Origin of the sequence: Hymenobacter norwichensis DSM 15439, from assembly GCF_000420705.1 — a bacterium.
Taxonomy (GTDB): Bacteria; Bacteroidota; Bacteroidia; order Cytophagales; family Hymenobacteraceae; genus Hymenobacter; species Hymenobacter norwichensis.
The window spans coordinates 892,480-917,101 of the sequence record NZ_ATVL01000006.1 but is presented as its reverse complement, the minus strand read 5'-3'; the positions used below and the strand labels follow the sequence as shown (position 1 = coordinate 917,101).

Here is a 24,622-nt window from a genome sequence, read left to right as displayed (position 1 = left end):
AATCAATTACAGCGTAAGGTTCACGTTGAAGCCAAGGCTACGAGTGGAAGGAATCTGCGTAGACTCCAAGCCTTGTGCATTGCCGTTATTGAACGAAGTTTCGGGGTCAATGCCAGGAGCATGTGAGCTAATCAACCATAGGTTACGGCCTACGAAGGAAACCCCGATTCCTTTAAGGAAAGTTCTCTCAACTAATGATTTTGGCAGTTGATAGCCTAACCGAACCTCACGGAGCTTCACGAAGGAAGCATCGTATACAGAGCTTTCACGAGCATTATAGGCATATGCATAGAAATAGTTCTGAGCACTAACCTGAACGTCGTTCGGCCGGAAAGTACCGTCAGGGTTCCGTATTACACCAGGTGCAATAAGTCCACCTTCACGCCCTTGGAGTGTTGATTCGAGCGCGCCCGAATACATACCCCACATGTTCGTTTCGCTCTGAATTTCTCCTCCCTGACGCGTATCAATTGTAACGCTTAGGTTGAGGCCTTTATAAGCAAACTGGTTAGTCAAGCCACCAACCCAGTCGGGCGTATAGTGACCAAGAACTCGCCGAGTTGGATCTACCAATGGCGTACCATCAGCTCCGTTTACTATCTGGCCAGCGAATTCTCCGTCTGGTACTCGCAGGAAGGCATCACCGAAGAGGGCGCCGTATGGCTCACCAACTCGAGCTTCTACGTTTACACCAAAGCCTGATGACCCAATCACATAGTTTTTGATTTGGCCTGCCTTGTCGAACTCTTTAACCCGGTTACGGTTGGCAGCGAAATTAGCCGTCAGATTCCACTGGAATGCACTAGAAGGTGCTAATGGAGCAACTGTCAGTACCCCTTCAATACCACGGTTCGTTAATGTTCCAGCATTCAGTACCGAGGCAGTATAGCCACTAGTAGCAGAAGTCAGTACTGTTAGAATTTGGTCAGTACTTGTGGCCTGGTAGGCAGTAACATCCAGTCCGATACGATCTTTCAGGAACCTTACTTCTACCCCTACCTCACTGGAATTAGTCCGCTCTGGCTTCAGGTTAGGGTTATACCTAACATTGTACACCGTTTGAATTGGACGAGTACCGAAGGCCGTACCACCAGTGAAAATATCTGTTAAACTGTATGGATTCGTATCGTTTCCGACTTGGGCATACCCCCCTCTGACTTTAGCAAATGAGAGGAAGGAATCATCCAATCCGAGGGCATCAGTCAGGATTACCGAAGCATCAACGGAAGGATAAAAGAAGGAACGGTTCGCAGCTGGCAAAGTAGAAGACCAGTCATTGCGGACTGTGGCACCTAAAAAGGCGAAGTTCTTATAGCCAATCTTTGCCGAACCGTATACGCTGTTGATGCGGCGGTTCTGTTTCGGATTAAGAATTGGTGAGTTGTTAGTGTTACTCAACCCAAAATTGTTGCCAGTGACCAAGTTGCCAGCAGCATTACCCAGTGAGAACAGGCCAGGTACAGCCAGGTCGGGAGCTGCTACTTGACTTCTATCCAGTTGGTTGTCCCGACGGTTGGCACCTACCAACACATCCAAGTTAAAATCCTCTGTGAGGTTGCGGTTGGCGGTAGCTAAAAACTCTGTGTTGCGCTCCAGCACCCGGATCCGCTCCTCAGTGTAATCGTCTTGCTCTGCGTTGTTGATTGTTTCAGCAGGTACCCGACGCTGATTTAGCTGATTGTACAAGTCATTGGTTGTACGTGCTGTTAGGTTCAGCCAGTCATTTATAGCGTACGTTAAGGTCAAATTACCAATTACCCGCTCTCGCTTGTCATCATTGGTAGCTTCGCCCAAGATGAAATAAGGGTTGCTGTGGTAATTGGAATTCCAACTAGCATTACGCTGACCACTTTCGTAAAGTCTTTTCAAGTCCCGCACGTCAACTTGGCGACCATACCAAGTGTACATCTGCTGCATTACGTTAAGTTCGTCGTAACCTTGACCTGGGCGCCGGCCGCGAGTTTCCGAGTAATTGACGTTGGTGCTAACTTTAAACTTGTTTGTAATATCAGCGCCACCATTTAGGTTGACGGTATTACGGCGCAAGAAGGTGTTGTAGAGGATACCCTTGCTATCAAGGTTGGTATAAGATACCCGAACGCCAGCTTTTTCATTGCCACCTGACAAGGCCAAGCTGTTGGTAAGAGTACGCCCCGTTTCAAAGAAGTGCTTTCTAACGTTGTCTTTTCCTGGGCTCACCCATGGAGTAGCCTGACGCACACCGTTAACTACAGGAGAGTTATACTGAGGAATCAAACGACCATCCAACCGGGGTCCCCAGCTTTCATCTGTACCGTCGTTAGTACCGCCTCCGCGTCCATCTACGTATTCGAATTCCCCGTTACTACCCTGCCCATATTGGTCCTGAATATCAGGAGTCTTCAGTGGCGACTCGAAAGAGGTAGTGCTGTTAAAACTAAGGCCAATACCACGGGACTTTCGCCCTGATTTAGTGGTAATAACGATTACGCCATTCGCTCCGCGCGTACCGTACAGAGCAGAAGCAGTTGCGCCCTTTAGCACAGTCATAGTTTCAATATCGTCTGGGCTGATATCTGAAACTGCGTTACCGTAATCTATACCACCACCTGAACCGGAGTTTGAAAAGCTCGAATTGTCGATTGGCTGGCCGTCTATAACAAACAAAGGCTGGTTATTACCAGCAATAGACTTCGCGCCTCGTATCACAATACGAGATGAGCTACCCGATGCACCCGTACTGTTGGAAACTTGCACACCTGCTACTTTACCAGCAAGCGAGTTAACTACGTTGGATTCACGAGCTTGAGTTAAGTCAGCTCCTTGTACCTCTTGAACAGCGTAGCCCAGGCTCCGCTTTTGCTCTTCACGCCCGAGAGCAGTTACTACTACTTCGCCTAGTTGTTTGGTATCAGTGGTAAGGCCCACACTTACCGTTGAGGCATCGCCGATAGGCCGATCAATGCTGGTGTAGCCGATGAAGCTGAAGGTAAGTGTAGTGGCTGAAGCTGGCACACTTAAGGAGTATGCTCCATCTGCACTGGTGGAAGCTCCAATAGAAGTGCCTTTAACGAGCACCGTTACTCCAGGAAGTCCTTGGCCAGTAGCCGCGTCTGTAACGCGACCCGTAATGTTGCGATTCTGCGCCGCCGCCTGCTGCATCAGGGCTGGCGTTACCAGAAGCGCACTCAGGAGAAGTTTTCTCATGTAGCTGAGTGATTTGGTGAGTGAAATAGAAGAAAGGAAACTTGTGTATCCCAAACATAAAGAAAAAACTCTATCATTTCATTGAAATTTAATCCCACTCTTTTTGTACTGCTTCTGCCTTATATAACATCCCTAATTTATACTTACATAAATAATATCTTGTAAATAACATATAATAATACATATCAAAAATGCATTATTCTTATTTCCAGTAGCTCTTGCTCAGTTTTGACAAATGCTTTCAATCCTGTTTATTCACATACCCTATTTGCTAAGTCGGGCAGAGTTAGGACGTGGCTTGGAGGCAGATTTCGAAGTGGGTGGGTAGCCCAATAGCTAAGCGAAGAATGCTGGCCCTCGACGTTGTAGTAAGTAATGTGGTGACTAGTTTCGAGCTTAGCCTTGACCAGTCCAGGGAAACTATAGCCGTAGAGCAGTTCAGTTTTGAAGTAGCACCATATTAGTCTGTATGCCCGACAAGACCCGGTTGAAGAGTAAGATGGGCTTGCCGCGGCGCAATAGAAAGCTGAGTTCGGATTCCATCCCATTAGGCAGCGCTAGGACATAGCTATCAACATGGCGCTCCTGAAACATAGTTAGCAAGTCAAGGGCTTTCGCCGTATCGTTATTGGTGCTACAATACAGGATGCATTAACCACGGGCTAATGCTTTCTTCTCAATCAAAGCGGCTATTACGGTAAAAATGGGTTGGCCATATCTTCTACTACCAGCCCGGTAACGTAGGTTTCACCAGTGCGTAGGTTCTTATTCAGTCGCTTGAGCTTACAGCCCACTTCGTTTATGTACAAAAGCACTTTCTCGGCCAATGTGTCGCTGATGCGCTTTCCACAAGCCTTACTATTCAGGACCAACACACCATGGTAATGGGCAATGAACATACCTAAGTATTTGGTAATGTCATAAATGGAGAATTTCTTTTCCAAGTCCGAATGATTATACCACAAGAAATATGGTATTATCGTCACTCTGCACATAGGTGAGCTGAAAACAAACAGCCTAAAAAAAGCCTATTACTACGCAAGATCAAACTCACTGATATTTTGGTTTGTAGCATATAATACATGTGAAGATGTATAGTTTAATGAAACCAAATCTAGGTATACAATCATAGATTTTCTTGGAAATAGAATAAAAATTAAGAAAAGAGTAAAGATTGTACTTAGTATAAAACTGCTGTCATTTTTAGATTAAAGTAAACCGCTTTAAGCGTATGCATAAGTCTAGCATCTATAAATTATTTGCCTGTTACATAATAACTTTTTTGTGAAAAATACAATTTAAAAGCATTCCATTAGAAATAATGCAATTTATCCGTGAAAATCAATAATATAGCCATAGGAGCATATTAAATAAGAAATCTTCTCCGTTTCATTGACTACGAAAAATATCAATTTATGATTGTAATTTGTGCTACAGATTGACTCATTATACAAACCTTCTTTAATTCTAAAACTCTCACTTTCACACCTTTTTTCATGAACAAAACCTTACTCATGAGTCCTATACTCATGGTTGGCCTGTTGCAGCAGGTATCGGCACAAACCCGAACAGTTTCAGGTCGGGTTACAGATCGGGAGACGGGTGAAGGATTACCAGGCGTCACTGTGCTAGTAAAAGGCACTACTAACGGGGTATCAACTAACTCAGATGGCACTTACTCGCTCAATGGCGTTCCAGTTAGTGGTGGCACTCTTACATTCAGTTCTGTTAGCTATATCACGATAGAGCGTGCTCTAGGTGCAGAAAGCACTATCAATATCAGCTTGGCTCAAGATACGAAGCAGCTGAACGAAGTAGTTGTAACTGCTCTAGGCATCGAACGTAGCACCAAAACACTTGGTTATGCTGTTCAAACCCTAAAAAACGAGGACCTTACCCGAGCTAGCGAAACGAATGCCGTTCGTTCTTTACAGGGTCGAGTAGCAGGGGTTCAAATAACGAGTGCTTCGGGGTCAGCTGGTGGTGCAACGCGCGTTCAAATTCGTGGCCCTCAGTCTTTCACTGGTAACAACCAGCCCATCTATGTAATAGATGGCAACGTTATTAGTAACTCTGCTCTTAACTCAACGGGTAACACTGGTGGCGATTTGAACAACGGAGTTGACTTGCCAAACCGTGCGGCCGACATCGACCCCAATAACATAGCAGAGATTACTATCCTAAAAGGACCGGCAGCAGCAGCTCTTTATGGTGCGCAAGCCGCCTCGGGGGCTATTATTATCACCACTAAAAAAGGAACCGGCATAAAAGGCCGCTCCCAGATTAGTGTAAACAGTGCCGTAACTTTTGAGCGGGTAAACCGCCTACCAAATTTTCAGAACACATACGGTAGCGGTTTTGATGGTGAGCATTTTGCTGATTATAACACCAGTTGGGGCCCACGTATGGATGGCCGCTTGGTGGAAGACTGGCGGACTGTGGCTACTAAGCCGGCTGGTGCCACGGTAGCGGACTCCATTCCATTTCGTCCTAACCCAGATAACGTTCGTGATTTTTTCGATACGGGCGTTACGTATAACAACTCGGTTTCATTCGCTGGCTCGAATGATGCGTCCAACTATTACGTATCGGTTGCCGACGTACGCACAAAATCGATTATTCCTTTCACCAACTATAAGCGGACCAACATCACCCTCAGCGGTGGAACCAGCATATTTGAGAAAGTAAGAACGCAGGGTTCTATAAGCTATATCAAATCTGGCGGCGACCGTGGCATCCAAGGGCAGTCTAACGCTGGTATCATCCAAACCATTGTTAATACCCCCCGTGACGTATCGTTTACTGACCAGAAAGACTATAACGACCCACGGTATAACCTGACAGGATATTATTTAACCGGATTTAGAAACAACCCTTACTTCCTACTAGATAACAACCGCTACACTGACGACGTGGACCGCTTGCTGGGTAGTGCGTCTATCATTTATGCGCCTACTAGCTGGCTGGAATTTACATTGCGCCAAAGTCTTGATGTGTACGCGGACCGGCGGCGGCAACGGATTGTCCCTGGTACTATTGGTAACTTAGCAGGCCGCTACAACGAGGATAACGTTTTCGGACGTTTTTCAACCACTGATGCCTTTGCATCCGTTACGAAAGAATTGAATGAAGACTTCTCGGTGCGCATAAACGCAGGTCTTAACTATCAGCAGCGGTTCCTTGAGCGTACGGTGAACGATGGCCAAGGCATCATTGTACCCGGCCTGTATTCACTGACCAACCTTACTACCCCATCCCAGGTAGATAAATCTCAGAGTGAAACTCGCCTTCTGGGTGTTTTCGGGGATGTGCAGTTTACTTACCGCGACTATCTGTCGTTGAACGTTACTGGGCGCAACGACCAATCATCGACCTTGCCTAAAAAGAACCGCTCTTTCTTTTATCCAAGCGTCAGCACCAGCTTTGTTTTCTCTGACGCATTTAAGCTCGATGAGAAGTACCTGTCATTAGGCAAAATTCGTGCGAACGTGGCATCTGTTGGCAAGTCAGCTGATCCTTACGCACTTCAGGCAGTATTTACACGTGCCTCCGTTGATGACGGATTTCAGGGACAATATGCCTTCCCATATGCAGGTGTTCCTGGCTTCCGCGTAGGCAACGCACTCGGCAACCCTGATTTGAAGTCGGAGCTGACTACTGCGTGGGAAATTGGCACGGAGTTGCGCTTCTTATCGGATCGGGTAGGACTTGACTTCACCTATTACAATTCCAAGAGCAAGGATATTCTGGTTGCTGTACCAATTCCTTCTACCTCAGGCTATACTGCTATTACTTCTAACGCGGGCACCATGCGTAACCGCGGTATTGAGGTGGTGCTTAATGCTACACCGGTTAAGCTCGCCAACGGCTTCCGATGGGAGTTAAATCTGAACTATACCCGCAACCGCAACCAAGTGCTGGAAGTAACCAGTAACACGCCCAATATCAGCATTGGTGGCTTGAGCTCGCCAGTGTTGGAAGCCCGCGTTGGTCAGCCTTATGGTAGCTTCTACGGTAGTGCCATGCGGCGTGACGACCAAGGTAGGATAGTGGTTAACCGGACTACTGGTTTCCCGCTTCTGGCTCCTGCTCAGCAAACCCTCGGTAACATTCAACCAGATTACTTGGCAGGCCTGTCCAGCACCTTTGCTTATAAAGGACTAGCCCTAAACGTACTGTTTGACACCAAGCAAGGGGGCAAATTCTACTCGCGTACCATTACTTCTGGTTATTTCGCAGGTAACTTAGAGGAGACAACAGCAAATGACCGTCAGCCATTTATATACCCCAATTCTGTTGTATTACAGGCTGATGGAACTACCGTTCCTAATGAAGGGTCTAATGCAGTGCTAACGAATGGAGGCTACCTATACTGGTCGCAGGTGGCTAATGCTGGAGAGAATACGCTTTTCGACGCTTCTTATGTTAAAATGCGTGAAGCAAGCCTGAGCTATTCTTTGCCTTCTACTCTGGTAAGCAAAGTGAAGCTGACAGGTGTTCAATTCTCTTTGATCGGACGTAACCTTTTCCTCTGGACTCCTTCTTCGCAGAAGCACGTTGATCCGGAAAGCAGTTCATTTGGTACTGGTAACACGCAAGGCTATGAATTCTTTGCCTTTCCTTCCACTCGTTCATATGGTGCTAGCCTCCGTCTGACCCTTTAATATCTGTTTCACAGAACCTCTCATATGAAGCTCAAAAAACTTCAATTCGTTGCACTATTAGGGCTCGTGGTAGGCACAAGTGCCTGCGACGATATATTTGACATCAACACCGACCCTAACAACCCTACTACTGCCAGCATTGATCTGGTTCTTCCCTCTGGCCAAGCTTTTACCAGCTTTATCGTGGGCGGCCAGTACAATATTCTAGGTGAAGTACTTGCTCAGCATATGGGTATCCCTCAGGGTGCGAACCAATACCGTAGCTATGACCAGTATAATCTGCCTTCAAGCTCTTTCGACGGACGTCAGTTTCAGGGCCTTTACGCGGGCTCATTGCAGGACTTTCAGAACATTATCGAGCAGGGCACTCCACAAGGAGAATTCCGCATAGTTGGTATTGCAAAGATTTTGAAAGCACACAACTTTCAAATTTTGACTGACTTATACGGTGACATTCCGTTTTCTGAAGCACTCCAGGGTAGTACTAACACAACCCCTAAGTATGACCGCCAGCAAGATATCTACGCGGGTCTGCAGTTGCTGCTTGATGAAGGTATAGCTGATATTCGCAAGCAGCAAGGACGATTCCCGGCCACTGCCGACCTGAACTATGGAGCATCTAGTGAGGCGCTGATGAGCAAATGGATTCGCTTGGCTAACACGCTGAAGCTGAAGCTATATTTGCGCACCAGCCAAAAGGACCCGGCTGGTGCTGAAGCAGGAATTAAGGCTTTGTATGCGAGCAATCCTGATTGGATGCGCAATAGTGCCGACAGCTTTCTTTTCACCAACCAAGCGGGTACAACACAAAATGCCAATCCTTTTTACCAAGCTAACTTCCGCCTACCTGGTAACCTAGCCGGTAGCCGTACGATTGGTGATACGATGGTCACATTGAGCGACCCACGTCTGCCCATCTATTTTCTAGATGCAGATTTAGCTACTCCCAATACTGTTGAGTATCGTTTTGTATCTCCAGGGCAATCGGTGTATCCGAATAATTTTGCTACACCTACGAGTCCTAACGGAGCATTCAATACAACTCGGTATTCACTTCCTGGTACTTTCTTTATTGGTTCGCGATTCACGCAAAACAATGCTGCAGGTAGTACCTACGCTGGTATTACCGCAACTGACGCTCCAGCAAGCGCTCGGCCAACCCTGTTGTTGACCTACGACGAAAGCCTTTTTCTACGGGCTGAAGCAGCTACGCGTGGCTGGGCCTCTAGCGGCGAGAATGCAGCTCAACTCTATACGGATGCTGTTACGGCTGCAATGGCAAGATTTGGCGTTACCGGAACTTCCGTTACAACATATCTGGCCAGACCAACTATCAACTTCACAACTACAGCCGCACAAGCTGATCGTCTGAGGAAGATCAGCTTCCAAAAATGGTTGTCTTTGTATGGAACAAATGGCGTTGAGGCTTGGACTGAGGTTCGTCGGACTAATAACCCCCCTCTTCGTAATCCAATCAACAATACCATCGGTGCCGGCAATTTTGTTAAGCGTTTGCCTTATCCTGATTCGGAGCTAACCCGAAACCCTAATTTCTCTTCGGTTGGCATTGCCCCGGGTGACATCCAAACACCAGTGTGGTGGGATGCTGACTAGAATTGAATGAGAAAAAGCTCCCCAGCCTGTCAGTAGGCTGGGGAGCTTTTTTTTTAAATAGAGTCTATCCTTAGTACGATTTCCTCACCGTTTGTAGTGGGCCGGTGCAGCCACGCCAAAATTTTTCCCGCTGTTACTTCTGGTTGGGCCAATTGCCCCTCAGAATATAAACCGGAGAACCGCGTTGCTTCGCTAAAATCTTGCTCATCAGCCGTTCTAATATGTTCCTGCATAGCTGTGTCCACTACTCCAGGAGATAAACTGCGCAACCGGATGCCGGAACTGCGTAAATCTTGTTCTTTCTGAGCGGTACGGGTGAGGGCGTCGAGGGCGGCTTTGGAGGCGCCGTAGGCTCCCCAGCCATCAATGGGGCGTTGGGCGGCTCCGCTGCTGATATTGAGGATAGTACGAGGGATGCTGGTCTGGCTGCCATAGGCACTCAGAAAGGTGTTCATGAGCATGGCAGGAGCAACTACATTCACATCGAATACAAACTCGAAATGCTCGTTGGGTAACTCACCTACATAACCTATTTCACCTAGTACACCAGCATTGTTGATGAGCGTAAGGCTGGTGGCATCGGGCCGGGCCGGAAACAATTTGTATAGGTTGTTCTGCACGGCGAGCATATCGGAGAGGTCGAGGGGTTGATGCTGATACCGCTCGTGTGTGATGGTGGCATGGCGCGATACGCCTAGCACGGACGTATCCGGTTGCTTTAGCGCTTCTTCGGCCAGTGCTTTGCCTAGCCCGCGGCTGGCGCCGGTGATGATATAGTAGTGCATGGATAGATGAAAAAGTGAGAGCCGCTCAAGGGCAGAAAGGAATCCGCAATAAATACGCGGAGTACTTCTCTACCGTTGAACGGCTCTTCTTATTTTCTACTAAGCAAACTATACCCAGTTGATTTACAAGATGTACTGTGATACGTCGCGGTTACGAACCATGCCTTGCAGGCGCTCATCTACTAATTCCCGGTTGATAACGATTCGTGCATTGGGACCGATAAGATCGGGCACATCGAAGAGAATATCGTTCAATAAGCGGCTCATAACCGTATGCAGCCGTCGGGCTCCGATATTCTCTACTTCGGCATTCACTTCAAAGGCTATTTCCGCTAACCGCTCCAGCGCCGAATCCTCGAAGCTCAGAAATACTTCTTCAGCCTGCAATAAGGCCTCGTACTGCTTGGTTAGCGCGTTCTTGGGGTCCTTCAGAATCCGGAAGAAATCTTCTTTGGTAAGGCTTTGCAGCTCCACCCGGATGGGAAACCGCCCCTGCAGCTCCGGAATTAGGTCGGAGGGCTTGGCCACGTGGAAAGCTCCGGCGGCAATGAACAGGATATGGTCGGTGTTGACGACACCGTATTTGGTGCTTACGGCCGAGCCTTCTACAATGGGCAGTAGGTCACGCTGTACGCCTTCCCGGCTAACATCGGGGCCACCCCCACCTTTGCTGCTTCGGCTGGCCACCTTGTCGATTTCGTCGATAAAGATGATGCCGGCGTTTTCGGCTTGGCGGATGGCTTCATCTTTCACCTCATCCATATCGATGAGTTTGGCTGCTTCTTCGTCGAGCAGAATCTTGCGGGCCTCGGCAATGGTGACTTTGCGCTTGCGGGTTTTCTTGGGCAGCATGGCCCCAATCATATCCTGGATGCCGGCCATTGAGGCTTCGTCCATGCCCGGAGCACCGCCCACTACCCCGATGCCGGGCGTATTGTTCTGAGCTACCTTAATCTCGATTTTGCGGTCATCCAATTCACCATTGCGAATCTTCTCACGGAATTTATCACGCGTCCGCTCGTTCAACTCATAGTCTGATTCAGGCATAGCAGAACCGTCGGTCAAGCTTCCGCCGAAACCGACTGAAGATTTGCTGGCTCCTCCCCCACCGGTAACGGGCGGAATCAAGGCATCCAGAATCAAATCCTCCACAGCCTGCGCGGCCTGCACTTTTACCGCTTCTTTGCGGCGCTGCTTCACTTGGTTCACTGATTGTTCCACCAAGTCACGAACCATACTCTCCACGTCGCGGCCCACATAGCCGACTTCCGTAAATTTGGAGGCTTCCACTTTGGTGAAAGGAGCATCGGCAATGGCGGCTAAGCGGCGGGCAATTTCGGTTTTACCAACGCCCGTCGAGCCAATCATGAGGATGTTGTTGGGCACAATCTCGCGCTGCATATCCGCTGGAGCGTGCAGGCGGCGCCAGCGGTTGCGCAGGGCAATGGCTACATGGCGCTTGGCATCGTGCTGGCCAATAATATATTTATCGAGCTCGGCTACAATCTGAGCCGGGGTCAGGAAACTATTTGAATCAAGCATAAACAGAGAATCAGGGAAAGGTGGTAGCTAGGCGAGTTTTGCCTACGTAGTATAGGTAGTACGTTCAAACACCTAACATGCCCCAAAACTACTGCACACTACTGGGTTTTGGTGAATAGCGTATTCAGGTTTCGGGCTACCGTGAAATAGTTGGCGCCGCCGCTGGCATGAACCCCGGCATACGTGTAATCAAGCTGAAACTGGCTGATACGCAACATGACGCCGAAGGAAAGACCCGCGCCGCCACTGGTATTATCGAGGCGCAATTCGCGGCGCTGGAGATGGTTGTAGCCGACGCGCACATTGAGGTTTTTACCCAGAATCAACTCCCCACCTACCGCAAAGTGCCGAGCAATCTTGTCACCGACGCTTTTTTTCTTTACCACCTCATTGCCTTGGTCGTCAAGTTGCCCACGTTGGTTGGGGTCGAGGTACACAATATCAAATTGCTGGAGGTGATGCGCCGTGATGGAGAAGCGCAAGGGCATGTGCTCGGGCTTGATGGACGCGCCAATCTGCACGTCAAGAGGCATCGGTTCCCGGCTGGCGCCTGCATACGTTTTGAGTTGATAGCCTACATTACGGGCGGTTAGGCCCACCGTGAAATCCTGCTCGGGGTGCTTGAACACAGCCCCAACATCAGCCAGGGCAGCCACCGAGTGGTTGCCGGCAATACCCGACACGGCCAACCGCGCCGTACCACCCAACGTGAAATTGCCCTGGGTGTATGAGTCAGCTATGCTCAGCGCGTATTCATTCACTGAAAACTGCCCCAGCGAGTTACCTGCCGCATCGTATTGCTCGAAATTTCCGTAGCTCAAGTACGTAACCCCGATGCCAAAACGACCGGCTTTACCCTGCTTGAAGGCATAGGCAGCAGTACTTTGCTTGATATCGGCTACATAGTCCACGAAGCTGAGAGCCAAGCGGCCTTCCATATCAGCGTTCAGCAAGGCAGGGTTGCTCAGAAACAACGTCGGGTCAGAGTCGCGCGCTGATACGTTGACGCCGCCCAAGGCCGCCGCTTTAGCACCGGTAGGCAAGTTCAGGAATGAAAAAGCCTGTTGGCCCCCAATCTGAGCCATTGCCGCCGGAGCGACGCTCAATCCCAGCCCAACCGATAAAATAGCAATAGCCCGATACTGTAGCAGTGAAATCATAAAAACAAGATACGGCGTTCAAGAAGTATTCCGGGACTAAGACGCCGTAGCAGGCATTTTATTGCGCGTCAACTCATGGCACGGACCGAAGTTCGTGCCATGAGTTGTTAATAGGGCTACTACTGCACTTCCACGCTCGGAGAAGGTGCCGTTAAGGGCTCGTCGCGCACTACTAGTTTCAGCGGGTGCTCTACCAATTCGTTTAACAAAGCCACCTTCAGCACGTCGTCTACCCGGTCGGCGTAGTGGATGGCAACTTCCTTGAGATACTCGGGCGCTATTTCCAGAATATCCTTGCGGTTCTTGCTGCACAGAATAATGTCGCGGATGCCAGCGCGCTTGGCGGCCAGAATCTTTTCCTTGATGCCACCTACTGGCAGCACCTTACCGCGCAGCGTGATTTCGCCGGTCATGGCCAAATGGCTGCGGATTTTGCGCTGCGTGAATACCGAAGCAATGCTGGTAAATATGGCAATACCGGCGCTGGGGCCATCTTTGGGTACGGCACCTTCCGGGAAGTGAATGTGCAGGTCGTACTGGTCGAAGAGGCGGTAGTCGATGCCCAGTTCCTCGGCGCGACTGCGCAGGTAGCTCAGCGCAGTAATGGCCGACTCCTTCATCACGTCGCCTAACTGACCCGACAGCGTAAGCTTGCCGCGGCCCCTGCTCAGCAGGCTTTCAATGAACAGAATATCCCCGCCTACCGAAGTCCAGGCTAAGCCGGTTACTACCCCAGCCGTTTCATTGTCCTGGTACAAGTCTCGGTCGAAGACAGCTGGACCTAGAATTCGCTCGATATCCTTGGGCTCCAACGAGGCCGGAAACGCCTCGTTCATGGCTTTGCTTTTGGCAATATTGCGCACTACGCCGCCCAGCTTACGCTCCAAGCTCCGCACGCCCGATTCGCGGGTGTAGTCGTCGATGACGCGCTGCAACGCCGCAGTGGTAATGGCTACGTCCTTCACGCTGAGGCCGTGGTCGGTGAGTTGCTTGGGCCAGAGGTGCTTTTTGGCAATCTGAGTTTTCTCTTCCAGCGTGTACCCGGTCAGGTCAATTATTTCCATCCGGTCGCGCAAGGCGGGCTGAATGGTATCCAGCGAATTGGCCGTGGCAATGAACAGCACACGGCTCAGGTCGTACTCCACCTCAAGATAGTTGTCGGTGAAGGTGGAATTCTGCTCGGGGTCCAATACTTCCAGCAAGGCTGAAGACGGGTCGCCGCGGAAATCAGAGGCCAGCTTGTCGATTTCGTCGAGCACGATAACCGGGTTGGACGCCCCAGCTTTTTTGATCTGCGAGATGATGCGGCCGGGCATGGCGCCCACGTAGGTTTTGCGGTGTCCTCGGATTTCAGCTTCGTCGCGGACGCCGCCCAGGCTCATGCGCACATATTTGCGACCCAGGGCTTTAGCAATAGAGCGACCGAGGCTGGTTTTACCCACGCCGGGCGGGCCGTATAGGCACAGGATGGGCGCCTTCATGTCCTGCTTTAGCTTGAGCACGGCCAAGTACTCCACAATGCGCTCCTTCACCTTTTCCATGCCGTAGTGGTCGGCATCCAGGATTTTGCGGGTACGCTTGAGGTTGAAGTTGTCTTTAGTTTGCTCGCCCCAGGGCAAATCCAGCAGAAACTCCACGTAATTCACGCTCAGCGGGTACTCGGCGGCCTGCGGATTCACGCGGCTTAGCTTGTCTAGCTCTTTGTTGAAGTGCTTGGCTACGGCTTCAGGCCACTGTTTGGTTTTGGCCCGTAGCCGAAACTTGTCCACGTCCTGGTCGGGGCCTTCAGAGCCACCTAGCTCGTCTTGCAGCACCTTAATTTGCTGGCGCAGGAAATAGTCGCGCTGCTGTTGGTCGATGTCGGTGTGGACCTTGCTTTGGATTTCGTGCTTGATTTCCAGATGCTGAATTTCCTTCATCATCATCTCCAGCAGCAGAGTGCCTCGCTCAATACCGTCGTTGATTTCGAGCAACTTCTGCTTCTGCCCCACTTCCACGTTGATGTTGGAACTAAGGAAATGCGTGAGGAAAGCCGGCGACTCAATATTGTCGAGTGCCACCTGGGCCTCCTGTGGAATATCGGGGTTAAGGCGCAGCATTTTGGCCGCGGCGTCTTTCAATGACGCTACTAAGCCCTTTACTTCCTTGGTATTTTTGGTGGGGAAGGTCTCGGTGAAATATTTCACCCGCGCCGTCAGAAACGGCGTGGCTTGAGTTTGCTCTTCAATCTGGAAGCGGCTTTGGCCCTGAATGATGATGGTTGTGTTACCATCAGGCAGCACCAGCAGCTTCAGAATTTTGGCCATCGTACCCATTTCGTACAAATCAGCTAGCGCCGGGTCTTCCTGCTGATTATTTTTCTGGGCCACTACCCCCACTAGTTTGTCGCCGCGGTAGGCCTTGCGCACCAACCGGACGCTCTTTTTGCGGGTAACCGTAACAGGCAGCACCACGCCCGGAAACAGCACAGTGTTGCGTACGGGCAATAAAGGCAGCGTAGCCGGGGCATCTTGCAGGTCAAGCGGCTGCTCGGGGTCGGTAGCCACAATAGAAACTACTTCGGCAGAGTTTTCAGACATCAATAGGAAAGGCGAAGAGAAGGCGGGGGGAATAGCAGACATACTGAAACAGGGAGCGAAAAGCAGTGCCACAATGGCAGACCGGCACTACGAGACGTCGTTTTTACGTGAGCCGACTTCCGAAGATACTAGTTTGACAAGTGCCGTGCCATGCAAAGGTAAGCCCACTCTGGCACGCGCACGCCCTGCGCTTACGCGGTAGCGCCGGCAATATCGGTAGATTAGTTGCCAAGGTCCGCGTAAGTCTTTTAGTACCTGGAAATTCCTATTTTTGAGCTTTATTGCGCCACGCCGTCTGGCTCCGGTGCCCCTATTATTATGCTCCGCTCTTTACGCACGTTTTTCCTGCTGCTGTTGGTTTGCCTGCCGGTTGGGCTGTGGGCCCAGCAGAAAAGCAATGCCCCGCTGCGGCAGCGCAAGCTCACGGGCCGCACCGTTCGCCAGCTACGACTTCGCCCCGATGCCACGCCGGTGTTTCCGAACGTGAACCGCATTCCGTACTACGAGAATAAGAAGGAACTGCGGGCTATTCAGAAGGCCGAAAAGCGGCGCAATTACCCGGAGGCCCGCACCCTGCTAACGGCCTACGTAGGCAAGTTTGGCATCGAGAATTTTGCTAAAGATACCCCCCTGCTGTGGCGTCTGGCGCAGCTATGGGAGAAGGCCGGCAAAGAAGAAACCGCCAAGGCGTACTACCGGCTGGCCCTCAAGCACCATCGGCAGGACATCAAAAAGGTGCAGCTCTATTACGACTCGTTAGAGCAGAAAACGGCTGACTTGTACGTGCCGCTAAAAGTGTACTATGATTTGGTGGAGTACCGCAAGAGTATTGTGGCCTTCCGGCCGCCCAAGGGTGTGTACACCAACATGGGCGAGGCCATCAACTCCAAGGCCGAAGACTATGGTCCCACGCTGAATTCCACGGCCGGAATGATGCTATTCTCGTCGAAGCGCAAGGTGCGCGGCATTCATGGGGTAGTAGACGAAGATTTGTATGTTTCGCGCAAGGACGGCGAGGTATGGAGCGAGGCCGAACCGCTACCTAAGCCCATCAACTCGCTCTACAACGAAGGCTCGGCTTGCTTTACCAAAGACGGCAAAACCATCTATTTCGCGCGGTGCGAGTGCCCTAGCTGCCACGGCAACTGCGACTTGTTTACGTCCACGTTCAAGGATGGGCAATGGTCGGTGCCGAAGAGCCTGGGGGCGCAGGTGAACTCGCCGGCCTGGGATTCGCAGCCAACTCTGTCGCTGAATGAAGACACGCTGTATTTCGCCTCCGACCGACTCGGCGGATTCGGGCTGGCCGATATCTGGTACACGTATAAAAACAAGAACAACCAGTGGGCACCCGCCGAAAACATGGGCCCCGTGGTAAACACGCGCGAAAGTGAAGTCAGCCCGTTTTACCACCCGCTCTACAACGTGCTCTACTTCTCCTCGCGCGGGCAGCTGCTCAACTACGGCGACTTCGATATTTATAAAACATACCGAGTGCGCAGCCGCTGGCAGGAACCCAAAAACATCGGGCCACTGGTAAACGGCAAAGGCTCGGAGTACTATTTCACCATCGACTCCGACTCGCAGAACCTATACTATGCCCGCTCCGAGGAAAAGGACATGAAAAACCTCGACCTCTACTCCTTCCCGCTGCCCATGGAAGCCCAGCCGCTGGCTACCACGCACATCGAAGGCTCGTTGGTGGACTCTATTTCCCACAAGCCGTTGAATGGCATCGTTACCGTTATCGACACCGATAATGGTATTGAAGTGGCAGCCAAGTACCTACGGCCCGATGGCTCGTTCGACTTCGATTTAATTGACGGCTCGCACTACGTAATGCTGATTCAAAGCCCGGATTTCTTTAGTGTGGAGAAGAGTTTTGAGCTGAAAGGCGACACAGTGATGAAGCTGATGACCAACTCCATCGACTACGGCTTGCCGCTGGTGTTCCAGAACATCGAGTTCGACCAAGACAAGGCGACCATCCGGCAGGCCATGCACCCCGTCCTCGACCGGATTGCGCTATTCATGGTTGACCACCCTACGTTCCGGCTGAGCATTTCCGGCCACACCGATTCGAAGGGCGACCCGGATTTCAACGAGAAACTCTCGCAGGACCGGGCTGAAGCTATTCGACGCTACATCGAGGCCAAAGGCAAGCTCCAGCCCAACCGTATTGAAAGCTTTGGATACGGCTCTACGAAACCACTCAAGGAGGAGGCCACCCCCGAAGACGCCAAAACCAACCGCCGCGTAGAGTTCCGGCTGATTAAGCCCAACGCAGAAGGCAAGAAAGAAGAACCAGCCGGTGGCAGCAGTGACTGGAAATAGCCACTTGCTCTAATGCAAACCCACGAAAAAGGCGCCTCTTACACAATGCAAGAGGCGCCTTTTTGTATTTCAATTTCAAGCCGCAGCTTCTACCAACTTACCTTCTGTTCCTGCTCCCCGTCACGAAACAAGAGGCTTTGCTTTTTCCCGCCAGCTTCTACGTTCACAATGTTCATTTGGTCGGAGAAAGTGGGGAGTAGCAGAGAGTGGCGCAAACTGAAACTGGTAAGCGGCTTGGCTAGCTTCACGGTGCAGTACAGCCAATGCGCGTCGCTCTCCTTCTGCATACCCAACAGTTGCAACGGCAACGTTTCGCCGGGCCGTGTACCGAAGGCCAGTTGCTTGCGCAATAGCTCAGTGGTCAGTTGCGTCACCAACGGCTTCGGCGACTGTTCCAGGTCTATGGAAGTTGGGCGGCCAGTAGATAGCGCCTTCTCGAAGTCATCGGTGAAGACCTTAAGAGCAATTTCCAGCTGCTGCTTTTTTGCGTTGTAGCGCACATCCATGATGCTGGCATGGTAGGCATGCGCCCACGCCGTAAGGCTAGCGGTGAGCAGTAGTAGCAAAAGCAGGAACGAGTTGCGAATCATAGATCAAACCTGAAAAACAATGTGGTGCCTCAGCTAACAACGCCGAGGCACCACAAATTCAGAGAAGCATGTTATGTAATTGGCTTAAATGAAACGCTTGACAACCAGCACGAAGAACATCAAAGCCAAAATCAGGGCAGTGCCCACTTTCTGGGCGTTTTCCAGAAATTTATCAGAGGGCTTGCGACCGGCTATCATTTCATAAAGCAGGAAAATGACGTGGCCACCATCAAGAGCCGGGATAGGTAGCAGGTTCATGAAAGCCAGCACCATCGACAAAGACCCAGTCAGCACCCAGAACCGTTCCCAAATCCAGTTTCCACCGTATTGTTGCGCAATTTCAACCGGCCCACCTACTGATTTGCCAAATGAAATTTCGCCCCGAAATATCTTGCCAAACGCTTTAATCTGTCCAGTAATCACGCCGAAAGCTCTATCAATACCTTTGGGTACTGACTCCAGAAAACTGTAATGGTGCGTTCCGGAATTGATAGAAATTTTGGGAGCAAACCCGATGGTGCCGTTAGGTGCCACCTTCACTTGCAGAGTCATATTCTGCCCACCACGCTTCACCAGTAATGGAGTTAGCTTTTCCGGTGCCGACTCAGCCGCTGTACCACGCACCCAGTTAATAAAACGCTGTATAAGTGAAGGCTCCTCGACGGTAGAGGCATTTGCTTTCAACGCTTCCTGTAAATCAGAGAAAAACGGCGTCTCCTGATTACCAACCTTAAGGATTTGGTCGCCATTTTGTAGACCAGCTTCCATAGCTGGGGTCTTATCTACCACTGACTCTACAGTGAAGCGAGTTAGAGGAGTTACAAATCCGCCCTCGTCATTGAGACGTGTTATGAGGTCGGCTGGGGTTGGGATGTCAACCAGCCTGTTAGCGCGCTCTACGGTGTAGTACGTATCCTTATCCAACAGTACATCACTGTTGTACACACTATCAAAATCTACAAACGGGCGTCCATTGATCTTCACGATTTTATCGTACCGTTTGAAGCCCATTTCCTTGCCCAATGCTGTAGGAGTAATACCATCTTTCACTTCTGAAAGCGGTAAATAGCTCTCACCATAAGCATAGATAACAAAGCTAAAGATGATGATGCCGGTAATGACGTTCATAATGACGCCACCCAGCATCACAATCAGGCGCTGCCAAGCCGGTTTGGCGCGAAACTCGTTGGGCTGTGGTTCGGCGGCCAGCGCATCGGCGTCTTGGGTTTCGTCGATCATTCCGTGAATGGCCACATAGCCACCCAAAGGGAACCAACCTAAGCCGTACTCTGTCTCGCCAATCTTCTTCTTCAGCAGCGCGAAGTTGAGCACATTGGGAAGCGGAAACAGGAAATCGAAGAAGATGTAGAACTTATCAACACGAATCTTGAAATACTTCGCCGTTGCGAAGTGGCCGAATTCGTGAATACCAACCAAAATCGAAAGGCCCAGCAGAAGCTGGCCAATCATGGTGAGAATTTCCAAGAGTTACGAAATGAAATGGTGATTTAGAGAGTCTAGGAACCAATGAAATGCTATTTTCATCGGCTTACGTTCCCGGCTAACCTGCTAATTGGCGAGCTTGCCAGCTTGTTTCAATAACCGTTCCTGCGCCACGCGACGTGCCTCCTTGTCAGTCTGCACGTAGTCCTCGAGTGACGGGTCGGCAAGGTACGAAACCCGCGAAAGGCAATCCTCTACCAGCTCCGACATTTGCAGGAAGCCTACTTCGTCGCGCAGGAAGGCGGCTACGGCTATTTCGTTGGCGGCATTGAGCACGCACGGCGCGTTGCCGGCACGGCTCATGGCTTCGAAAGCCAATCCCAAGTTGCGGAAGGCCGTTTTGTCGGGCTGCTCGAAGGTGAGCTGCGGATAGTCGAGAAAGGAGAAGCGCGGGAAGCTGGCCGGTAATCGGTGCGGGTAGCCTAGCGCGTACTGAATCGGAAGCTTCATGTCTGGCAGGCCGAGCTGCGCCTTCAGAGAGCCGTCTTCGAACTGCACGAGGGAATGGATGATGCTCTGCGGGTGCACTACCACATCTATCTGGTCATCGCGGAGGCCGAACAGCCACTTGGCTTCTATCACCTCCAGCCCCTTGTTCATGAGCGAAGCCGAATCGATGGTGATTTTGGCGCCCATGTCCCAATTGGGATGCTTGAGGGCCTGCGCTTTCGTGACGGAAGCCAGCTCGGCGCGGCTACGCCCCCGAAACGGCCCACCTGAGGCCGTGAGAATGATTTTCTCGATGGGGTTGCGCTCCTCTCCTACCAGACACTGGAAAATGGCCGAGTGCTCGGAATCAACGGGATACAGGCCCACTCCGTATTCGCGCACTAGCTGCGTAATCAGTTGGCCAGCTACAACTAGGGTTTCCTTATTGGCCAGGGCTATGTCCTTGCCGGCCCTGATGGCCGCCACGGTAGGCAACAGCCCGGCATAGCCTACCATAGCTGTGAGCACAATATCGGTGGTGGGCCGGCCGGCTACTTCGGCGAGGGCAGCTTCGCCGGCTAGGACTTCCGTTTCGGGTTGACCAACTAGGGCGGCTTTAACCGCTTGGTACTTGGTTTCGTCGCCAATAACCACGGCGGCGGGTCGGAACTCGCGGGCCTGTTGAATCAGCAAATCGGCATTGGAGTGGGCCGATAGGGCGGCCACGGTAAACCGGGTGGGGTGAGCACGCACCACGTCGAGGGCCTGCGTACCGATAGAGCCGGTGGAGCCAAGCAACGTAATGCGTTTAGGGAAGTCAGAGGGCATCGAAAAAAGAGCTTACACCGCGAAGGTAAGGCAATATGCGCGGGCCTGCTAGTCAGGGCTTCCGGCGGACCGAACCACTGCACACATCCCCTTCCTCAATACCATCAACCCACAACTGCAGCTGGCGGTTGCGGGCGGTAGTGAGGTCGGTTAGCACGGCGCAGTTACACGAGGTATAAACTGAGCCATACGTCACCTGTTTGGACTGGCCTGGCTGCGTAGGGTACAAAGCCTCTTCCTGCGCGTCCCGAAACTTCAGCCAAGCAACTTGGGAAGCCTTAAATGCCTTCAGAAAAACTGGATTCGACGCGTATAGCGTTAGGATCTGCCTGTAAAGCACATTGAGCTTCTTATCGGCTTGTGTCCATTTCTGGCAGGTGGTTACGTTTTGCTGTGGTTTACTTTGTGCTTGGCTGTGGTTCCACCCAACGGCTAGCAGTCCAACCAGTAAGAAGGCCTTTTTCATTGATTACTCGATTGTGCTTATCGTCACCGGCTTGCCATTGAATACCACCTGCTCACCGGCCCGCTTACCGCTCAATGCCGCTGCCACCGGCGCCGCCGCCGATACGGCAAAGTAGTCCTGGCCATCCACGGTGAGCTTGCCGGCGCTGATACTTATAAAAAACCGACCTAACGTGCTATCTACTAGTGCACCAGGGCGCACTGTGTCGCAGGGCAAATCGGGGTTGATGCGGGTTAGCTCGCCTTGCAGTTGTAAGGCCTGCTGGAGCTGTACGGCGTTGCGGTTGCGCTCTTCCTGGGCCATAGCGCGGCCCGTTTCGTATTTGTCGCCGGCGCTGCTTTTAGTTTCGGAGTTGGCCGATTCCTGGGCAGTAAGCATAGCAGCTTGGGCAGCGGCTATACGCTGCTGCACAAAGGCCGCGCACAAGGTGTGGAGCTGATTTTTGAGGAAAGACATAGGGAAGCGTATACGACGGATTTGGTTCTCGGGCCTGCACCCAAGACTAATAAGCGCGGTTACCGCGCCTTCCGCTTCATAATAAACGAATAGAACGGCGACCCGCCGCCGTATTGGTTCATGCCATGAATAGCAGCCGAGCCATTCACTAGCTCGAATCCCTGCGTATTCAGCTTTTCAACCTCTGCCAGCACCGGTGCCAGGTCGAAGCGTTTAGTAGTTTTCTCTTTCTCGAATTCCTTTTCTTCCGATGGCCGGGAGCCAATCGTGACACTCATATAATTGCTCTTGCCTGACTGAAACACGCTGACCACGGCGTATTCTTCAGTTCTATTTTCGGCCACCTGCGGCTGGCGCGTGATGAAAGCAAACAGGCCGGTGAGGAGTAAACCGGCAGCGGCGGTTAGCAGAGACTTGTTCATCTGTATGGGATAAATAGATGTAGTTTCCTGCCAAGATAGGTAACTACCCGCTTCCCAATATTTCGGCTGCTACCAGCACTGCTTACCATCCTCTGCACCGCGTTATAGGACGCACTACGTGCCACCGCAACTCCGGCCGGCAGCACCTGGGCCCGGCAGGCACTACTACCGCAACGGTGGATACGGGCTAACGCGTAGGCGCTCGGCTACGCGTTGCACGGCCTGCTCGAAACGGGTGTAGTCAAACGGTTTGACCAGATAATCTACGATTCCCAACTCAAAAGCATCCCAGGCACAGTCCTCGTAAGCGGTAGTAAGCACCACCTGCGGCGGCTCGGGCAACAAGCGCAGCATATCCAAGCCGCTTAAATCAGGCATTTCTACATCCAGAAACAGCACATCCACGCGCCGATTGGTGCTAAAAAAGTCGAGCCCCTGCACGCTACCCGACAAAGAGGCCGTCAGGTTCAGGGACTTGTTCAGTCTAATATAATGCTCTAAAGTAAATCTATTGATTTCATCGTCGTCTAATACTGCGCAAGTCAGGATCGGCGACGAAGCGGGGTATTCATTGATCATACGCAATTAGGTATTCCTTTGTAAAACAGCACTTTACCTGACAAATAACTTCTCTATACTTCCTAGCTTTGCCTTCCCTTCTATTTGGAAATACAAACATAGGATAATTAAGAGAAATTTTACCTTTCACGGCATTCCCTGTTTCTACCATTCACCTCATATTATTGCTATTCTCTTCCCGGCTAGTGCTCCAGTTCCTGCAGCGTAGCTATCACCTTTAGTGCCCACTCGGTGTTTTGCGGTTGAATTACAACCGTTTTGAAGTTGAACTTCTCGCCTTCCAGCCGCACTCCTTCCGAATCGTCGATCAGCAAATCAATACCAAAAGTAGGTGGATGCTTGGTGCAGCGGGGCGTTACCTCCCGGTCGTGGCGCTGCTGATTTACTACGCCGCCTAACTTGATACCATGCAGCCAGAACAGCTTCCGGATGTACCAATGGCTCCTGTACGAGGTGGTGTACACCCATACCTCCCATTCGCGCTGGCGGCAGTATTCCGCTACTACTACCACGCCTCGCCGCAACGGCTCTCCGCCGAGTAGCTTAGCCCACATTGAGCGTGCAGGCTTTTCCAGCGGAAAATCATAGCCGCAGCGAATCAGCGTGTTGTCTAGGTCGAAGGCAATACGCATGGATGCGGGCGGAGCTAAGAAACAGGTTTATTACCGGCCGGATAATCGCCCACCAGGAACGTGTGCTTGCCTTTGGCGGCAATCTTGGTGATGGTTTCCAGATACTGAAAGAAGCGCAGATTGTCGTCGCCCTTCATCTGGTCGGCGGCGTTTTTGAGGGCGCGGGCAGTGGCTACGGCCGTACGTGCGTTTTCCAAGTCGGCCTTGGAACGAATACGCGCCTCCAGGTAACGCGCAAACAGGTCCTGAATGTTTTTGGGAAACGTGAGGTCACGAAGCTGGGCCTGCTCGATGACAATGCCTAGTTCGGCTAGCTGCTGCGCAACCTCCGGGCTGTTGAAATCTGTGAGTTCCGCCCGCCGCTCTGGTAGCTCCTCACTGTCGAAGGCAGCAATTTTGTTGCGGGCCGCCAGCTGGATGGTTTGGAAAATGCGCTGCTCGGCCTCTAGCAGCAACTGCGGTGCCGGCCGGTTCAACTCGAACTGGCTCAGGAACTGCTGGCCGTTGGCAATACGGTACTGCACCACAAACGAAAACCGCAGCGCAATACTGTCGCGCGTCAGCACTTCCTGGTTGGTTACGGTTAGAAGCCGGCTGGTAGTGGGCAGCAGCAGTAGCTCCGTGCGGTTGCGCCAGTCCACCACCTCAAACCGACCAGGCGGCAGCACTTTTTCCAGCACATTGTCGCGGTACAGAAACCCCTGCTGGTTTGGCTTAACCTGATACGTTTTGGTGAATAACCCCATTGCTACTACATAGTTAAGCTGTAACCAGCCAGTGAAGGAGAAGAAACGCAACGCAGCAGGGAACCACCCTTGAGGCCGCCAGCACTACGGCGGCCGGTATCCGGGTG

At 51.4% G+C, this 24,622-nt stretch carries 18 protein-coding genes; 3 read left to right on the top strand and 15 right to left on the bottom strand.

The window, feature by feature from the left end:
• Nucleotides 1-6 precede the first annotated feature (6 nt).
• On the bottom strand, nucleotides 7-3,186 hold the full coding sequence (locus tag G536_RS0105120; RefSeq protein WP_022822511.1) for a SusC/RagA family TonB-linked outer membrane protein: 3,180 nt from the start codon (nucleotides 3,184-3,186) through the stop codon (nucleotides 7-9).
• A 692-nt stretch (nucleotides 3,187-3,878) separates the two neighbouring features.
• Complete coding sequence (locus G536_RS30370; protein WP_022822509.1) at nucleotides 3,879-4,130, bottom strand: hypothetical protein; 252 nt, start codon at nucleotides 4,128-4,130, stop codon at nucleotides 3,879-3,881.
• Nucleotides 4,131-4,682: 552 nt separating this feature from the next.
• Between G536_RS30370 and G536_RS0105105 the strand changes: the two genes are divergently transcribed.
• Nucleotides 4,683-7,850: a SusC/RagA family TonB-linked outer membrane protein gene (locus tag G536_RS0105105; protein ID WP_084708490.1), complete on the top strand. Its 3,168-nt coding sequence runs from the start codon at nucleotides 4,683-4,685 to the stop codon at nucleotides 7,848-7,850.
• Nucleotides 7,851-7,874: 24 nt separating this feature from the next.
• Nucleotides 7,875-9,464 carry a SusD/RagB family nutrient-binding outer membrane lipoprotein gene (locus tag G536_RS0105100; protein WP_022822507.1) on the top strand — a complete coding sequence of 530 codons (1,590 nt, stop codon included), beginning with the start codon at nucleotides 7,875-7,877 and terminating at the stop codon, nucleotides 9,462-9,464.
• 53 nt (nucleotides 9,465-9,517) lie between these two features.
• Here G536_RS0105100 and G536_RS0105095 read toward each other — a convergent pair whose 3' ends face one another.
• The 4 genes from G536_RS0105095 to lon all read right to left on the bottom strand — a co-directional run bounded on the left by G536_RS0105095 (nucleotide 9,518) and on the right by lon (nucleotide 15,572).
• Complete coding sequence (locus G536_RS0105095; RefSeq protein WP_022822506.1) at nucleotides 9,518-10,249, bottom strand: SDR family NAD(P)-dependent oxidoreductase; 732 nt, start codon at nucleotides 10,247-10,249, stop codon at nucleotides 9,518-9,520.
• 123 nt (nucleotides 10,250-10,372) lie between these two features.
• The gene (gene hslU, locus G536_RS0105090) at nucleotides 10,373-11,791 is read right to left on the bottom strand and encodes an ATP-dependent protease ATPase subunit HslU (RefSeq protein ID WP_022822505.1); all 1,419 of its coding nucleotides are present in this window, start codon (nucleotides 11,789-11,791) and stop codon (nucleotides 10,373-10,375) included.
• A gap of 98 nt (nucleotides 11,792-11,889) precedes the next feature.
• Nucleotides 11,890-12,951: a type IX secretion system protein PorQ gene (porQ, locus tag G536_RS0105085; RefSeq protein ID WP_022822504.1), complete on the bottom strand. Its 1,062-nt coding sequence runs from the start codon at nucleotides 12,949-12,951 to the stop codon at nucleotides 11,890-11,892.
• 119 nt (nucleotides 12,952-13,070) lie between these two features.
• Nucleotides 13,071-15,572 (bottom strand): endopeptidase La, encoded by a 2,502-nt coding sequence (lon, locus tag G536_RS26355; protein WP_051166841.1) that lies wholly within the window; start codon nucleotides 15,570-15,572, stop codon nucleotides 13,071-13,073.
• A 276-nt stretch (nucleotides 15,573-15,848) separates the two neighbouring features.
• On the opposite strand from lon, the gene G536_RS26350 reads away from it, so the two are divergent.
• Nucleotides 15,849-17,864 (top strand): OmpA family protein, encoded by a 2,016-nt coding sequence (locus tag G536_RS26350; RefSeq protein ID WP_022822502.1) that lies wholly within the window; start codon nucleotides 15,849-15,851, stop codon nucleotides 17,862-17,864.
• An 89-nt stretch (nucleotides 17,865-17,953) separates the two neighbouring features.
• On the opposite strand, the gene G536_RS0105070 is transcribed toward G536_RS26350, so the two are convergent.
• The 9 genes from G536_RS0105070 to G536_RS0105030 form a co-directional block, all read right to left on the bottom strand.
• Nucleotides 17,954-18,454, bottom strand: coding sequence for a DUF6702 family protein (locus G536_RS0105070; RefSeq protein WP_022822501.1), 501 nt, complete (start codon nucleotides 18,452-18,454; stop codon nucleotides 17,954-17,956).
• Nucleotides 18,455-18,538: 84 nt separating this feature from the next.
• Nucleotides 18,539-19,939 (bottom strand): M50 family metallopeptidase, encoded by a 1,401-nt coding sequence (locus tag G536_RS0105065; RefSeq protein WP_022822500.1) that lies wholly within the window; start codon nucleotides 19,937-19,939, stop codon nucleotides 18,539-18,541.
• An 84-nt stretch (nucleotides 19,940-20,023) separates the two neighbouring features.
• Nucleotides 20,024-21,214, bottom strand: a complete 1,191-nt coding sequence (locus G536_RS0105060) for a 1-deoxy-D-xylulose-5-phosphate reductoisomerase (protein ID WP_022822499.1) — start codon at nucleotides 21,212-21,214, stop codon at nucleotides 20,024-20,026.
• A 52-nt stretch (nucleotides 21,215-21,266) separates the two neighbouring features.
• Entirely contained in the window at nucleotides 21,267-21,680 is a 414-nt protein-coding gene (locus tag G536_RS0105055; RefSeq protein ID WP_022822498.1) for a lysozyme inhibitor LprI family protein, read from the bottom strand.
• A gap of 3 nt (nucleotides 21,681-21,683) precedes the next feature.
• A complete protein-coding gene (locus G536_RS0105050; protein ID WP_022822497.1) occupies nucleotides 21,684-22,136 on the bottom strand; it encodes a hypothetical protein in 453 nt (150 codons plus the stop codon).
• 59 nt (nucleotides 22,137-22,195) lie between these two features.
• Nucleotides 22,196-22,558, bottom strand: a complete 363-nt coding sequence (locus tag G536_RS0105045) for a hypothetical protein (RefSeq protein WP_022822496.1) — start codon at nucleotides 22,556-22,558, stop codon at nucleotides 22,196-22,198.
• A gap of 165 nt (nucleotides 22,559-22,723) precedes the next feature.
• Nucleotides 22,724-23,137 carry a LytR/AlgR family response regulator transcription factor gene (locus tag G536_RS26345; protein ID WP_022822495.1) on the bottom strand — a complete coding sequence of 138 codons (414 nt, stop codon included), beginning with the start codon at nucleotides 23,135-23,137 and terminating at the stop codon, nucleotides 22,724-22,726.
• Nucleotides 23,138-23,319: 182 nt separating this feature from the next.
• On the bottom strand, nucleotides 23,320-23,769 hold the full coding sequence (locus tag G536_RS0105035) for a hypothetical protein (RefSeq protein WP_022822494.1): 450 nt from the start codon (nucleotides 23,767-23,769) through the stop codon (nucleotides 23,320-23,322).
• Nucleotides 23,770-23,783: 14 nt separating this feature from the next.
• Nucleotides 23,784-24,515 (bottom strand): slipin family protein, encoded by a 732-nt coding sequence (locus G536_RS0105030; RefSeq protein WP_022822493.1) that lies wholly within the window; start codon nucleotides 24,513-24,515, stop codon nucleotides 23,784-23,786.
• Between the last annotated feature and the right edge of the window lie 107 nt (nucleotides 24,516-24,622).

What these genes read in the sequence shown, in the direction of transcription:
- G536_RS26350 (WP_022822502.1), top strand. Translation starts at nt 15,849, where the DNA reads ATGCTCCGCTCTTTACGCACGTTTTTCCTGCTGCTGTTGGTTTGCCTG.
- G536_RS0105035 (WP_022822494.1), bottom strand. Translation starts at nt 23,769, where the DNA reads ATGCGTATTGCCTTCGACCTAGACAACACGCTGATTCGCTGCGGCTAT.
- G536_RS0105050 (WP_022822497.1), bottom strand. Translation starts at nt 22,136, where the DNA reads ATGTCTTTCCTCAAAAATCAGCTCCACACCTTGTGCGCGGCCTTTGTG.
- G536_RS0105070 (WP_022822501.1), bottom strand. Translation starts at nt 18,454, where the DNA reads ATGATTCGCAACTCGTTCCTGCTTTTGCTACTACTGCTCACCGCTAGC.
- G536_RS0105045 (WP_022822496.1), bottom strand. Translation starts at nt 22,558, where the DNA reads ATGAACAAGTCTCTGCTAACCGCCGCTGCCGGTTTACTCCTCACCGGC.
- porQ (WP_022822504.1), bottom strand. Translation starts at nt 12,951, where the DNA reads ATGATTTCACTGCTACAGTATCGGGCTATTGCTATTTTATCGGTTGGG.
- G536_RS0105095 (WP_022822506.1), bottom strand. Translation starts at nt 10,249, where the DNA reads ATGCACTACTATATCATCACCGGCGCCAGCCGCGGGCTAGGCAAAGCA.
- G536_RS0105060 (WP_022822499.1), bottom strand. Translation starts at nt 21,214, where the DNA reads ATGCCCTCTGACTTCCCTAAACGCATTACGTTGCTTGGCTCCACCGGC.
- G536_RS0105105 (WP_084708490.1), top strand. Translation starts at nt 4,683, where the DNA reads ATGAACAAAACCTTACTCATGAGTCCTATACTCATGGTTGGCCTGTTG.
- G536_RS0105100 (WP_022822507.1), top strand. Translation starts at nt 7,875, where the DNA reads ATGAAGCTCAAAAAACTTCAATTCGTTGCACTATTAGGGCTCGTGGTA.
- hslU (WP_022822505.1), bottom strand. Translation starts at nt 11,791, where the DNA reads ATGCTTGATTCAAATAGTTTCCTGACCCCGGCTCAGATTGTAGCCGAG.
- G536_RS0105120 (WP_022822511.1), bottom strand. Translation starts at nt 3,186, where the DNA reads ATGAGAAAACTTCTCCTGAGTGCGCTTCTGGTAACGCCAGCCCTGATG.
- lon (WP_051166841.1), bottom strand. Translation starts at nt 15,572, where the DNA reads ATGTCTGCTATTCCCCCCGCCTTCTCTTCGCCTTTCCTATTGATGTCT.
- G536_RS0105055 (WP_022822498.1), bottom strand. Translation starts at nt 21,680, where the DNA reads ATGAAAAAGGCCTTCTTACTGGTTGGACTGCTAGCCGTTGGGTGGAAC.
- G536_RS0105030 (WP_022822493.1), bottom strand. Translation starts at nt 24,515, where the DNA reads ATGGGGTTATTCACCAAAACGTATCAGGTTAAGCCAAACCAGCAGGGG.
- G536_RS26345 (WP_022822495.1), bottom strand. Translation starts at nt 23,137, where the DNA reads ATGATCAATGAATACCCCGCTTCGTCGCCGATCCTGACTTGCGCAGTA.